We start from the raw sequence: 13481 nt of genomic DNA on the forward strand, positions 1-13481 counted from the left end.
ACAAGAGCCGCGCCGCAGCCGGGAAGAGCATGCCCGAGATAGCCAGGCACCTCAAGGCCGTCACCCGCGACCCGCAGGAGGACGAGGAGGAGAGGAAGAGGTTCTTCAAGTTCAAGAACTTCCTCTACAAGACGGTGAAGATTTAATAGAGGAAACGCCGGGTTCCGGGGGGGTAACTATCCGCGATTTTTTTCCATCTGTCGCGAATCATCCTAATGAATAACCAAAACCATCCGAAAAGATCTAGGCCCTCTTGCGTCGCAAGCGACTACGGCTCTACCTCCCCGGAACCCACCAAAAGGCTGAAAGGCAGGGATCACGAAGATGCTTATCCGGAAGTCGGCGCTACTCCTCCTTTTCTGCACGTGTTGGCTTTTAGCCGTCATGTCCCATGACAGTGAGGGGAGCCAGAAGAAGACCGTCCTCATCCTCAACTCCTACCATCGCGGCTATAAGGGATCGGACCAGTTCACCGACGGTTTCCTGGAAACCCTCCTGAAGACGCTTCCGCAAACTGAGACGCAGATCGAGTATCTGGACTCGATCAACTACAGCGGCAAGGAGTACGACGACCGGATCCTTGACCTGCTCCGCTTCAAGTATCAGCGGAAGCACTATGACCTGATTTTCTCCACCGACGACTATGCCTTCAACGTCCTGGACAAATACCGTGACAGCATGTTCGGCTCCACCCCGGTCGTCTTCTGCGGCACCAACTCATTCGACAGTTCGAGGTTGAAAGGGAAACAGGGATTCTACGGTATCGACGAGAGGCCAAGCTTCAGCGACACCCTCGCGCTGATCTTCCAGTTGCACCCCGACACCAGGGAAATTGTCGTCGTTCACGACACAGCGGTTACCGGACAGAAGAACAGGGCCGAGTTCTGCAAACAAGCTCTTCTTTTCTCCAAGCGCACCCGCTTCACCTTCCTGGCGGGGCTCCGGCAGGAGGAACTCACCCGGCGGATAAGCCTGCTGCAACCCGGCTCGGTAGTCATGTTCTTCTCTAACTACGTCGAAAACGGGAACGGCGAGCGGATCTCTCCTCACGACGCGTGCCAGCAACTGGTCGCGGCCAGCAAGGTACCGATCTACTCGGGGTGGGAATTCATGCTCGGGAAGGGGATCGTAGGGGGGAAGCTCCTCTACCTGCGGGAACATGGCACCGTCGCTGCGAAAATGGCCGTCAACATCCTGAAGGGATCCACGCCGGCCACCACGGTCACCTTCTCGCCGAGCCCGAACCGGTACATGTTTGACTACAACCAGATGGAGCGCTTCGGCATCGACGAGTCACAACTTCCGAAGGGGAGCATCTTCATCAACAAACCTCCCGGGTTCTTCGCGACCTACAAGGTGGCGCTCCTGCTGGCGCTATGCGCGGCCCTGGTCCTGGCCCTGATCGGCATCTTCTCCAAGCTTCTCTGCAGCCGGAAGGACCTCGCGGCTTCGCTGGTCGAGCTTCGGGAGGCGCAGAGCGAGCTTCTGTCCACGGCACGCAAGGCCGGCATGGCGGAAATCGCCACCAACGTGCTGCACAACGTCGGCAATGTCTTGAACAGCGTCAATGTCTCGGCGGGCGTGCTGAGGGAGTTGGTGAGGAACTCGAAGGTGCGCGGGCTCACGCTGACGGTCCAGCTTCTGAACCAGCACTCCCACGATATCGCCCGTTACCTGGCGGACGATGCCAAGGGGAAGCTTTTGCCCGAGTACCTGGACAAACTGGCAGAAGCGCTCGGCAACGAGCAGCACAGGATGCTGGAAGAGCTGTCACAGCTCACGAAGAGCGTGGACCACATCAAGGACATCGTTGCCATGCAGCAGTCGTACGCCGGGGCGGCGAGCGTGATCGAGCCGGTAGCGGTGGCCGATCTTCTTGAAGATGCCATCCGCATGAATGCCGGATCGCTTCACCGTCATCACGTCACCGTGGTGAAGGATATCCCGGAAATGCCCCTGCTGGTCCTGGACAAGGCCAGGGTGCTGCAGATCCTGGTTAACCTGATCAGTAACGGAAAATCAGCCATGTCCGCGACCAACCCGGAGCGCCACTACCTGACCCTGACGGCCGAGCTGATCAACCGGAACCTGCGCCTCTCCGTTGCCGACCAGGGGGAAGGCATCGCACCTGAGAATCTTTCCCGTATCTTCACCCATGGCTTTACCACCCGCCGCCGTGGTCACGGTTTCGGGCTCCACAGCTGCGCCCTGGCTGCCAAGGAGATGGGCGGGACCTTGACTGCCTCGAGTGCCGGCGTCGGGCGAGGCGCGACCTTCACCCTGGAGCTCCCGGTGACAGCGGAGGAGAAGGCGGCCTAGCGGCACCCGGCCTCAAGATCCTTCTGCAACAACAAGGGGCACCGCCTGTGGCGGTGCCCCTTGATTTATCTGTACGTTATCCGGCGAGAGATCCCGGTCAGCTCTCGACCTTCTTGAAATACGAAAGGAACTCTTCCTTGGTGAGGTAGTTCTTGCGGACGAGATGATCGACGCTCCGCGCCATGGCGGTGCGCTCGCCCTCTTTCATGGCGTCCTTCAGCAGCACGAAGAAGGGGATGTTGCGGGTCTGCGGATAGAGCAGGAAACGGTGCATCAGGTCGAAAGCCCCCATGTCGGCCAGCATCAGGGAGCAGAAGATCATGTAGGGGTGAATGATGGTCCCAAGCGCAATGGCCTCTTTGCCGGTGTAGGCGTTGACCACGTCGAAGCCCAGGTCCTGGATGGCTTTCTGTACCTTCTCCTCGCCCCGGCGGGTCACCACCATGGCCTGCAGGTCGTAATCCTCCGACTCGTCCGCCAGGCCGTATTCCTTGAGCTTCTTGGACAGGTACTTGTCCTCGATCGGCAGCATGAAGAAACCGGCCACCCGGAAGACCTCGCCGACCTGCCCCGCCTCGCTCAGGTAGAGCGGCAGGACCGGTATCTCGCGGGTATCGGGATTGGCCTTCAGGGAGAGGAGGATGCCCCAGCCGTCATCGGACCAGGGTGAGATGTCGAGGAGGATCGCCCGGGGTGTGCATCTGGCGAGATCGGCAGCCTTGGTGGTCCTGCAGCGAAAGCCCCCCTCGGAGAGGTACCGGCAGACGATGTCCCCCCGTTCAGGCCGGTCGCCAGCCCCCATCACCCAGAGCTCCCGCTCGTCACATTCTATTTTTCCGTGTTTACCGATCATTTTCTAATAAGTACCATATTTTTCCCACAGAGCAAGAAAAAGTTAACCGCGGTTGAATTAGGGCGCGAGATATGCTAACACTCCGTGGTCTTCACAACTACCGGAGGAGAGTGGATATGTCGAGCAAGGTCTATTTCGCTGATATGCGGGCGGGAGCCCGGGAGAACCTTTTTGACAAGATAGGACGGCTAATGAAGGAGGCGGGACTGGGCTCCTGCGTCTCCGCGGGGAACCTGGTGGCGGTCAAGGTGCACTTCGGGGAGAAGGGGAATCACACCTTCATCCGCCCGATCTTCGTGCGCCGGGTGGTCGACGAGATCAAGGGGTGCGGGGCCATCCCCTTCCTGACCGACTCGTCCACCCTCTATCCCGGACAGAGGAAGGAGGCCGCATCGGCCCTGGCCTGCGCCATCGAGAACGGCTTCGACTACTCCGTGGTCGGCGCGCCCCTCATCATGTGTGACGGCCTCAAGGGGCATACAGCCCACGACGTGCAGGTGGACGGCGAGATCATGAAAACGGTGGGGATCGGGGCCGAGATCCTGGAGGCGGACGCGCTGATCGCAGTCTCCCACTTCAAGTGCCACGAATTGACCGGCTTCGGGGGGACACTGAAGAACCTCGGCATGGGATGCTCCAGCCGCACGGGAAAGATGCAGCAGCACTCGACGGTGGCGCCCAAGGTGGCGGAAAGATTCTGCAACGCCTGCGGGATCTGCATGAAATCGTGCGCTCACGAAGCCATCGCCATCATGGAGGGGAAGGCCAAGATCGATCCGGACGCCTGCGTAGGGTGCAGCCGCTGCATCACCTCCTGCATCAGGAAAGCGATCAACATCCAGTGGAACGAGAGCGCATCGCTGGTGATGCGGAAGATGGTGGAGTTCGCGAAAGGGGCGCTTCACGGGAAGGAAGGCAAGACCCTGTTCGTCAACTTCATCACCCAGGTCTCGCCCGCCTGCGACTGCTACGGCCATGCGGATGCACCGATCGTGAACGACATAGGCATCTGCGCCTCGACCGATCCCGTGGCCCTCGACCAGGCCTGTGCCGATCTGGTCAACAATGCCAGGGGTAATGAGGACACGGCCCTGGCCACCGGGCACGAGCCGGGAGGAGACAAGTTCCGCGGGGTGCATCCCGACATCGATTGGGAGGTACAGCTGGAGCACGGGGAGAAGATAGGGGTGGGGACGAGAGAGTACGAACTGGTAAGAATCTGACAGAGGAAAAACCAACCCCTGAAGGCAAGTTGACAGGGATGGACAGGATGAACGGGATAAAGGCTAAAACCTGAAGCTTGGGGTAAGACAAAAGGCTGTACAGGCTTTTGATCTAACCCAGGTTTGTCTCTGTTGTTATCCTGCCTATCCTGTATATCCCTGTTAACCGCCTTTAGGGTTTTTTTTGATTTACTTTAAAAACCCGAACTTCTTCATCCGGTACCGGAAGGCGTCGATGCCGAGGTTCAGCTTCTTCGCCGCCTTCGACTGGTTCCAGTCGGTCATCTCCAGCGACTGCTTGATCAGCTCGCGCTCCACTTCCTCGATATCGATCCCCTCCGGCGGCAGCTTGAAGGTCGCCATCGGCACCGTTATCTGGCTCGCCTTGGCCACGATCTCCAGCGGCAGGTTCTCCAGCAGCAGGTTCTCGTCATTCCCCAGGATGATGGCGCGCTCGATTACGTTCTTCAGCTCGCGGATGTTGCCCGGCCAGTTGTACTCGACCAGGAGCTTCTCCGCCATGCTGGAGATCCCCTTGATCTGCTTGTTGAACTCCTTGCCGAAGACGTCGATGAAGTGGTTGGCCAGCAGCAGGATGTCCTCCTTGCGCTCGCGAAGCGACGGAAGGAAGATCGGGATGACCTGCAGACGGTAGTAGAGGTCGTTCCTGAAGATCTTCTCCTCGATGGCCTTCAGGAGGTCCTTGTTGGTCGCGGAAATGATCCTGACGTCCACGGGGATGGTCTTGGTGCCGCCGATCCGCCTGAAGGTCCTGTCCTCCAGGAAGCGCAGCAGCTTGGCCTGCATCCCGATCTCCATGTCGCCGATCTCGTCGAGGAACACGGTCCCCCCGTCGGCCAGCTCGAAGAGGCCCTTCTTGGAGGTCTTGGCGTCGGTAAAGGCCCCCTTCTCGTGGCCGAAGAGCTCGCTCTCCAACAGGGTGGCGGGTACCGCGGCGCAGTTGATGGCCACGAAGGGCTTTTCGCAGCGGGCCGACTCGAAGTGGATCCACTTGGCCACCAGCTCCTTGCCGGTCCCGGACTCTCCCTGCACCAGCACGGTCGAGGCGTCGCTCTTCGCGACCTTGGCCATCATGTCGAGCACGTTCTTCATGTGCTTGGAATTGCCGAGGATCCTGGGAGGGCCCGACTTCTTGTGCTCGCTCCTTAACTGCACCACCTCGCGGCGCAGGTCCTGGGTCTCCAGCGCCTTCCTGATGACGATGGCCATCTCGTCCAGGTTGAAGGGCTTGTTGATGTAGTCGTAGGCGCCGTGGCGCATGGTGTTGACGGCGGTCTCCAGCCCTCCCTGCGCGGTCACCATGATGACCAAGATGTCCTCGTCCAGCTCCTTCAGCCGCTGCAGGACCTCAAGACCGTTGATCCCGGGGAGGTGGTAGTCGAGCAGGACCAGCTCGGGCTGCTCCTCGCGGGCCAGCCGCAGCGCATCCTCGCCCGTCCCGGCGGTGCATACCTCATACCCCTGCTTCTTCAGATTCTGCTCCAAAGACCAGCGGATCAGGTGCTCATCGTCCACTACCATTATCTTAGTTTTGCGCATTGCTCTCTCCAGGTTGCTGTTCCGAGTGTGGCTTAAGTTTTTCCATGCTCTCAGCTATGCTCCCAGCGGGATGGGAGGGCGGCCACATCTTGCTGCGCGGAATCCGCAGACTCCTCCTCGGGCTCGAGATGGACGGGGCAGTAGGCCGGGAGTTCCACGGTGAAGGTCGTCCCCTTGCCGTCCTCGCTGACTACCGACAGGGACCCTCCGTGCTGCTCGATCAGCCGGTGGCAGATCGGAAGGCCGAGGCCGGTCCCCTGGGCCTTGGTGGTGAAGAATGGGGTGAAGATCTTCTCCAGGATCTGCGGCGGAATTCCCTGGCCGTTATCCTTGACGTGTACCTGCACCATGTCCACCCCGCCCCGTTTCACCAGGCCGCTCTGCACGGTCAGCGTGCCGCCCTGTTGCATGGCCTGCACGGCGTTGAGGAAGAGGTTCAGGAAGACCTGCTGGATCTGCTTGGGATCGACGTAGACCGGAGGGAGGCTCTCGTCCAGCTCCAGCTTTTTCTGTATGTCCTTGCCGCCGCGATGCTGGGCCGCGAAGGCGAGGATCTTCTTCAAGGCACTGTTGATGTTGGTGCACGTCGGCTCCGCCTTGGTCGGTTTGCCGAAGAAGAGGAGATCGTTCACCGTCTTGTCCAGGCGGGAGATCTGTTCCAGCACCTCGTTGATGATCCCGGCCCTGCCGTCATCGGGGGGGAAGTCATCCTTGAGGACCGTGATGGCAGCGGCTATCCCGGTCAGCGGGTTCTTGATCTCATGAGCGATCCCGGCCGCCATCTCGCCCACCGAAGCCAGCCTGTCAGCCCTTTCCATCTGCTGGAAATGGAAGGCCTCCAGTTCCTTCTTCGCCTTGTCGAGGCGGCCGACCATGGAGTCGAAGCTGGTTATCAGCTGGCCGATCTCGTCCTTTCCATGCGAGGTCATGCGCACGGAGAGGTCACCGGCCTCGACCCTGGCCATGTTCTGCCCCATGCGGATCAGCGGCTTCTTCACGAACTTGAGCATCACCAGCGCGATGGCCAGCGAGAGGAAGCTGATGATGGCGACCGTGGAGAGGATGAAGAGGTTGGTCAGCTCGACGATACGCTTCCTGGTCTCGACCAGGGAGTAGTTGACGTTCAAAAGGCCGATGATGCGACTTTTGGTGCCGTGGCAGAGGTTGCACTGGCGGTCGTTGTAGATCGGCTTGACCATCCCCAGCACTTCGCCGTAGCCGTCGAGGGTGAAGACCCCCTCCCTCTTGTTGTCCAGGAAGAGCTTGAAGTCGCTCTCGTCGACCACGTGGCCGACCTCGTTGGGCTGGGAGGACTTCAGGATCACGCCGTGCGGGTGGAAGATCCTGACGCCGACCAGCTTCTCGTTCTGGCCGACCATCTCCAGGATCACCTGCACATCCTCGGTGTTCCCGATGCGCATGGAGTTGTAGACGCTGCGCTCGATGGTGTTGAGGAGGAGTTCGCTCGACTCGCGGGCGGAGTTGATGAGCTGCATCTGCTCGCGCCGCAGCGTCAGAAAGGCGAAGGTGCCTATGCCGAAGACGAGCAGGCAGATGGAGAGCACGATGACTCGAGTTGTCAGACTCTTGAAGATCAGTGGTGCCTCCGGTTAAGGGGGTAAGGCTTGCTGCAATCGGCGCCGGCGGCGCCGGTGGAAAGAACTGTCACTGGTTAGGCGCAGGTGGCACCGGAGGTTGCTCCGGCGTCGTCGTCGGCTTCTCGCCGCCGGCCCCGGTGGTATTCAAGCCCTTGACGCCGCCGCTGCCGCCCGGTTTGGGATACCGGGTACAGATGAACTGCCACTCGGTATATTCCTTCTTGTCCTCGAAGTCCCCCGGTTCCAGATCCCAGGGAAAGTTAGCCTTTTTGATCGGCTGGGCCTTGCTGGTGCTCTTGACGCCGATGATCCGCTGGTTGGCGTCCTTCACCACGTCGAACTCCTCGCCGGTCATCGGGTCGAGGTAGAGGCGCCTCAGGAACGGCTTCTTGTCGGCACCAAGTGTCGGCTGCCACAGATCCTTGAGCTCGTTGAGCCTCGGGGCAGTTGCAACGATAGTGGTCGGCAGGCTGGTGGTCGCCGGCGCTCCGGGCTGCGCCGCTGCGGTACCGTAAGGCTCGGTCGACATCCCGTAGAAACGCCGCAGGGCGTCCCGGTACTGCGTGCCGCGGAAGATGAGTTCGACCTCCTTCTCCCGCTGCATACTCGTCTTCCAGACGATGGCCGCCCGCGAGGCCATTATCCCTACGATAATGACCATCACGAGCGCACCTATGTAGGTGAAGCCGTCACTGGATCTGAGAGTTTTCAGCATCATTTCTTCCTCGAAATGATCTCCCTCGCCTCTTTAATGAGTGTTTCGGCGTTGAGGCCGAAGAACTTTAGCACGTCGTCGGACTTTCCGGAGAGGCCGAAGCGATCGTAAACGCCGACCCTCTTGATCAGGGTCGGGCACTCCTCGCCGAGGACTTCCGCCACGGCGCCGCCCAGGCCGCCGACCACGGAATGCTCCTCGGCGGTGATGATGGCGCCGGTCTCCTTGGCCGCCTTCACCAGGATCTCCTTGTCCAGCGGCTTGATGGTGCCGATGTGGACCACCCGGGCCGAGATCCCTTCGCTCTTCAGCTGCTCGGCGGCGATCACGGCCTGCGCGGTCATGAGGCCGGTGGTCACGAAGGTGAGGTCGGTTCCGGCCACCACTTCGCATCCCTTGCCGATCTCGAACTTGTGCCCCGCAGGGAAGACGTTGGCGACCTTGTTGCGCCCGAGCCTCACGTAGACCGGCCCGTGGTAGGCGGCCGCCGCGCGGATGGCGCCCTTGGTCTCCTCGCCGTCGGCCGGTACGATGACGGTCATGTTCGGGATGGCGCGCATGATGGCGATATCCTCCACAGACTGGTGGCTCCCGCCGTCCTCGCCGACCGTGACCCCCCCGTGGGTGGCGACGATCTTCACGTTGGCTTTGGGATAGGCCACCGCCTGGCGGATCTGCTCCCAGGCCCTGCCTGCCGCGAAGATGGCGAAGGTGGAGAGGAAGGGGATCTTGCCGACGGAGGCGAGACCGGCCGCGGTCCCGACCATGTTGGCCTCGGCAATGCCCATGTTGAAAAAGCGGGAGGGGAATTTCTTGGCGAAGACGCCGGTCTTGGTGGAGCCGGAGAGATCCGCGTCCAGCGCCACAATCTTTTCGTTCTCGGCGCCGAGCTCAGCGAGAGCCTCACCGTAAGCGTCCCTAGTTGCTATCATGATCGGTTCCTTTCTTTAGCCTAGTCAAAGCAGCCCAGGCACTTCAGCGCCTCGGGGAGCTCCTGGTCGTTGGGGGTGACACCGTGGTAGGACGCCTTGTTCTCGAAGAGGTGGACCCCCTTGCCCTTGACGGTGTTGGCCACGATGGCGGTCGGAATGCCCTTGTGGGCCTCGGCGGCATCGAGAGCCTCGAGGATCTGCCCCATGTCGTGGCCGTCGATCTCAATCACGTTCCATCCGAAGGAGCGGAACTTGTCGGAGATGGAAGCGACGTTCATGACTTTGGAGACGTCACCGTCGATCTGCAGGCCGTTGGAATCGATCATGGCGCAGAGGTTGTCGTTCTTGTAGTGAGCCGCTGCCATGGCGGCCTCCCAGACTTGCCCCTCCTGCAGCTCGCCGTCGCCCAGCACCGCGTAGACCCGGTTCTGTTTCCCGTCCAGCTTGAGCCCCAGCGCCATGCCGTTGGCCATGGAAAGCCCCTGCCCCAGGGATCCGGTGCAGACGTCGACGCCCGGGGTCCCCTTGCTGTCCGGGTGCCCCTGCAGGTGGCTCCCCAGCTGACGCAGCTGGAGCAGGTCCTCCTTCGGGAAGTAGCCGCACTCGGCGAGGGTGACGTACAGAGCCGGGGCAGCATGTCCCTTGCTCAGCACGAAACGGTCCCGGCCGTCCCAGCTGGGATCCTGCGGGTTGTGTCGCATCTTGTGGAAATAGAGGGCGCACACCATGTCAATGGCGGAGAGCGACCCCCCCGTGTGTCCGGACTGCGACTTGTGCAGGGTTTTCACGATGGCAACACGCAGCTGCCTCGCCTTTTCTTCCAGCTCTGCAATCTTTGCTTTCACGAAGGTTCCTTTCAGGGTGGCTTTTATTTTTCCTCGCCTGTGATGAGGTAATCCAGGATGACCTCGTCCAGGCTCCGCTTGGTGGGGGGTGCCGGTGGGCTGGTGGGCGACGGGGAACTATTGATCGGCTGAGGGCCCGATGCAGGCTGGCTCGCTGACAGTGGTTTATGAACAGCCTGCGGTTGGGTTGCCGCGGCTTGAGCGTCGTGATGAGGCTGTACGGTTGCCGGCTCCGGGGCGGGCGCCGGTTGCGGAGTGGCGGTCTCTCCGCCCTTTGGCGACCCGGTCCCGGTTGACGAGGTCGCGTCGTCCGACGGCGGGACCGACCCGGGGGGGAAGATGCGGGCATCGAACTCCCCCGCCTTGAGCCGCCGCATCATCTGCTTGTGCTGCTCCTTCATGATCGATTCGACCACCAGTTCGAGCTGCTCGGTCTTGATGATATCGGCATAACTGGTCTTGGCTGAAGCCAGAATCGTTCCGCCGCGATACAGCAGGGTGATGATATGGGGATTGGCACGACCGCTGTCCTCAGTCTGGACGTGGAAGAGCTCACCCCTGTACCTTATGTTGTGGTTGAAGCCTAGTACCATCACCGCTACCTCTACGCCAAATAGCGTAATCGATCGCAAATTAGCACAGCGGAAGCAGCGTTGCAAGCGATATTACGCATTGGCGACGCGGGAGTCATGGCTAAAAAACGTTTATTTTGCCAGCAGTTTCTTGATCCGCGCCACCGCTTCCATGGCGTCCTTGGCGTAGAGGTCCGCCCCGATCTCGTCGGCATATTCCTGGGTCACCACCGCGCCGCCGACCATGGTGAAGGTCTTCACCCCCTCCTCCTTCAGAAGCCGCACCACCTTGTCCATCTGGGCCATGGTGGTGGTCATCAGCGCGGAAAGGCCGACCGCGTCGACCTGGTGGGCGCGGGCCTCTTCCAGGATGCGGGCGGCAGCCACGTTCTTGCCCAGGTCGATGACCTCGAATCCGTGGTTCTCGAGGAGCGTCACCAGGATGTTCTTGCCGATGTCATGGATGTCCCCCTCGACGGTAGCCATCAGGATCTTGCCGAGGCTCTCGATTCCGCCCCCCTTCAGCTCCTGCTTCAGCCTGGTGAAGGCGGCCTTCATGGTGTCGGCGGAGACCATGACCTGCGGGAGGAAGAAGGCGCCGCTTTCGAAGCGGCGGCCGACCTCTTCCAGACCCTTGAGAAGAGCCTCCGAGCTGATCTCCATCGGGGTAAGTCCCTCGTTGAGGGCTTCCTCGACCAGCCCCACCACCCCTTCCAGCTCTCCCTGGATAACGGCACGGGCCAGCTTCCCCCTGACCCCCTCGGGCTCGCTCTGCGCGCTCTCGGCGGCAGCCGCCGGCGATTGGGCCGAAGCGGTGGACAAGGCGACGGTCTGCCCTTTGTAGGCCTCGATATAGGCGGCGGCGTTGGTGTCCCGGCCCAAAAGGACCATGGCGCTGCGCCAGGCCGTCATCATCGGCGCTTCCTTGGGGTTGATGATGGCGGCGGTAAGGCCTGAGTACATGGCCATCGAGAAGAAGGTCGAGGAGATCAGCGGGCGGCAGGGAAGGCCGAAGGAGATGTTGCTGACGCCGAGGACGGTGTTGAGGCCGAGTTCCCTCACCTGGCGGATAGCCTCCAGGACGACCAGGGCCCCCTTAGGCTCGGCGCTGACCGTGAGGGTGAGGCAGTCGGCGACCAGGTCGCTGCGCTTGATGCCGATGGCCTTGGCGCGCTCGACGATTTTCGCGGCGACCGCGCTCCGGCCGGCAGCGTCCGTCGGGATCCCAGCCTCGTCCAGCGTCAGGCAGACCAGGGCCGCACCGTACTTCCTGGCCAGCGGCAGCACCGCCGACAGGCTCTTCTCCTCGCCGTTCACGGAGTTGATCAGCACCTTGCCGTCGGCGGCCTTGAGTCCGGCTTCGAGGGCCTCGGGTGATGACGAATCGAGCACCAGCGGCGTCTGCACCGCACCGGTAATGCAGAAGACCGCGCGCTCCATGGCGGCGGGCTCGTCGATGCCGGGGGCGCCGACGTTCACGTCCAGCAGGGTCGCGCCCAGGGCGGTCTGTTCCAGGGCTTCCCGGCGGATGTAGCTCACCTTCCCTTCCCTGAGTTCCTGGGAATAGAGCTTCTTCCCGGTGGGGTTGATGCGCTCGCCGATGACTACCACGGGGGCCGAAGCGCCGATCGCGGTGAACGAACCACGGCTGGAAATCCAGGTGGTGCCGTCGTCCTTCTTCGGCTCGAAGGGGCGCTCCTTTCCGGCAAGGGCGTCCTTCATGGCTGCGATGTGGGCCGGGGTGGTCCCGCAGCAGCCGCCGATCACGCGGACGCCGAGGTCCAGCAGCCGGTCGTGGTACGCCGTCATGTCGTGGGGAGTCGCCGGGAAGACGGTATGACCATCCTTGAGGACGGGAAGCCCGGCGTTGGCCTGGCAGATCAGCGGAAGGGAGGTCACCTGCCGCATGGCCTTGAGGACTTCGTACATCCCCTCGACCCCCAGGCCGCAGTTGGAGCCGACGATGCTGGCGCCGACGGCCTCCAGGGTGATGGCAGCGGCCTCCGGAGATGAGCCGAGGACGCTTCTCCCCTTCTCCTCGAAGGTCAGCATGGCCATGATGGGGATATCGGCGGAGAGCTCGCGGATGGCGATGATGGCCGCCCTGATCTCCTTGATGTCGAGGAAGGTCTCCAGGGTGATGAGATCGCAGCCGGCATCGATCAGCGCCCTGGCCTGTTCACGGAAGATGGCGGCCATCTGGTCGAAGCTCAGGTCGCCGACCGGTTCGACGAAGCGGCCGGTGGGTCCGATCGAGCCGGCCACGTAGGCTTTCTCCCCCGCCACCTCGCGGGCCAGGCGGACGGCCTTTTCGTTTATCTCGGCAACCCGGTCCCCGAGGCCGTAGTGCTCCAGCTTCGCGGAACTCCCTCCGAAGGTGTTGGTCACGATGATGTCGGCGCCCGACTCGAGGTAGGCGGCATGGACTCCGGCGACGATCTCGGGGGCGGTTAGATTGAGCTCCTCCGGCGACTGCCCGGGCTTGAGGCCCCGCTCCTGCAGCATGGTGCCCATGGCGCCGTCCAAAACCAGCACCTGCTCTTTGATCGCCTGCAAAAACGGCATCTTCATGAATGGCCCCTTTATTCCAAGTATGGATTTATTGAACGGCAGGATTTTGAGGCGAAAGCTTAACCACGGAGGACCACAGAGGAAAAGCCTGAGCACCTGTCTCTGAGATAAGATCCCTTCGGGAGCAGGCCGTCTAAAAAGGAGCTTGCTATTTCTGCTCCAGGGTGAAGTCGGGACGCAGCGGATCCTTCAATTCCAGGTGGCCGAGGTTATCGACCTGAGCGCCCTCGATCAGGATCTGTACCGCCTTTACCTGCGGGAAATTGGTGGTGACCGTGTCGACTATGGAATAG

At 61.5% G+C, this 13481-nt stretch carries 11 protein-coding genes; 2 read left to right on the forward strand and 9 right to left on the reverse strand.

All coding sequences use genetic code 11. From position 1 onward, the window contains the following. Positions 1–324: 324 nt before the first annotated feature. Positions 325–2319, forward strand: coding sequence for a sensor histidine kinase (locus AC11W3_RS05965; RefSeq protein WP_484092643.1), 1995 nt, complete (start codon positions 325–327; stop codon positions 2317–2319). A 97-nt stretch (positions 2320–2416) separates the two neighbouring features. Here AC11W3_RS05965 and AC11W3_RS05970 read toward each other — a convergent pair whose 3' ends face one another. Beyond that, the gene (locus tag AC11W3_RS05970; RefSeq protein ID WP_484089566.1) at positions 2417–3121 is read right to left on the reverse strand and encodes a PleD family two-component system response regulator; all 705 of its coding nucleotides are present in this window, start codon (positions 3119–3121) and stop codon (positions 2417–2419) included. Positions 3122–3288: 167 nt separating this feature from the next. Between AC11W3_RS05970 and AC11W3_RS05975 the strand changes: the two genes are divergently transcribed. Then, entirely contained in the window at positions 3289–4395 is a 1107-nt protein-coding gene (locus AC11W3_RS05975; RefSeq protein ID WP_484089567.1) for a DUF362 domain-containing protein, read from the forward strand. 189 nt (positions 4396–4584) lie between these two features. On the opposite strand, the gene AC11W3_RS05980 is transcribed toward AC11W3_RS05975, so the two are convergent. The 8 genes from AC11W3_RS05980 to AC11W3_RS06015 form a co-directional block, all read right to left on the reverse strand. Then, entirely contained in the window at positions 4585–5955 is a 1371-nt protein-coding gene (locus tag AC11W3_RS05980) for a sigma-54-dependent transcriptional regulator (protein ID WP_484089568.1), read from the reverse strand. A gap of 50 nt (positions 5956–6005) precedes the next feature. Beyond that, positions 6006–7520: a two-component system sensor histidine kinase NtrB gene (locus AC11W3_RS05985; protein ID WP_484089569.1), complete on the reverse strand. Its 1515-nt coding sequence runs from the start codon at positions 7518–7520 to the stop codon at positions 6006–6008. A gap of 100 nt (positions 7521–7620) precedes the next feature. Next, complete coding sequence (locus AC11W3_RS05990; protein ID WP_484089570.1) at positions 7621–8268, reverse strand: type II secretion system protein; 648 nt, start codon at positions 8266–8268, stop codon at positions 7621–7623. After that, positions 8268–9200 carry a transketolase family protein gene (locus tag AC11W3_RS05995; RefSeq protein ID WP_484089571.1) on the reverse strand — a complete coding sequence of 311 codons (933 nt, stop codon included), beginning with the start codon at positions 9198–9200 and terminating at the stop codon, positions 8268–8270. Before AC11W3_RS05995 ends, AC11W3_RS05990 begins: the two co-directional genes overlap by 1 nt. A gap of 20 nt (positions 9201–9220) precedes the next feature. Further along, a complete protein-coding gene (locus tag AC11W3_RS06000) occupies positions 9221–10045 on the reverse strand; it encodes a transketolase (protein ID WP_484092644.1) in 825 nt (274 codons plus the stop codon). A 23-nt stretch (positions 10046–10068) separates the two neighbouring features. After that, complete coding sequence (locus AC11W3_RS06005) at positions 10069–10638, reverse strand: RomY N-terminal domain-containing regulatory protein (RefSeq protein ID WP_484089583.1); 570 nt, start codon at positions 10636–10638, stop codon at positions 10069–10071. Positions 10639–10749: 111 nt separating this feature from the next. Beyond that, positions 10750–13188 carry a homocysteine S-methyltransferase family protein gene (locus AC11W3_RS06010; protein WP_484092645.1) on the reverse strand — a complete coding sequence of 813 codons (2439 nt, stop codon included), beginning with the start codon at positions 13186–13188 and terminating at the stop codon, positions 10750–10752. 148 nt (positions 13189–13336) lie between these two features. After that, positions 13337–13474 (reverse strand): hypothetical protein, encoded by a 138-nt coding sequence (locus tag AC11W3_RS06015; RefSeq protein ID WP_484092646.1) that lies wholly within the window; start codon positions 13472–13474, stop codon positions 13337–13339. Positions 13475–13481 lie beyond the last annotated feature (7 nt).

The organism is Geomonas sp., assembly GCF_056994735.1.

Excerpts from the sequence above, each read along its gene's own strand:
- AC11W3_RS05965 (WP_484092643.1), top strand. The coding sequence starts at position 325 with ATGCTTATCCGGAAGTCGGCGCTACTCCTCCTTTTCTGCACGTGTTGG.
- AC11W3_RS05970 (WP_484089566.1), bottom strand. The coding sequence starts at position 3,121 with ATGGGGGCTGGCGACCGGCCTGAACGGGGGGACATCGTCTGCCGGTAC.
- AC11W3_RS05975 (WP_484089567.1), top strand. The coding sequence starts at position 3,289 with ATGTCGAGCAAGGTCTATTTCGCTGATATGCGGGCGGGAGCCCGGGAG.
- AC11W3_RS05980 (WP_484089568.1), bottom strand. The coding sequence starts at position 5,955 with ATGCGCAAAACTAAGATAATGGTAGTGGACGATGAGCACCTGATCCGC.
- AC11W3_RS05990 (WP_484089570.1), bottom strand. The coding sequence starts at position 8,268 with ATGCTGAAAACTCTCAGATCCAGTGACGGCTTCACCTACATAGGTGCG.
- AC11W3_RS05995 (WP_484089571.1), bottom strand. The coding sequence starts at position 9,200 with ATGATAGCAACTAGGGACGCTTACGGTGAGGCTCTCGCTGAGCTCGGC.
- AC11W3_RS06005 (WP_484089583.1), bottom strand. The coding sequence starts at position 10,638 with ATGGTACTAGGCTTCAACCACAACATAAGGTACAGGGGTGAGCTCTTC.
- AC11W3_RS06010 (WP_484092645.1), bottom strand. The coding sequence starts at position 13,188 with ATGAAGATGCCGTTTTTGCAGGCGATCAAAGAGCAGGTGCTGGTTTTG.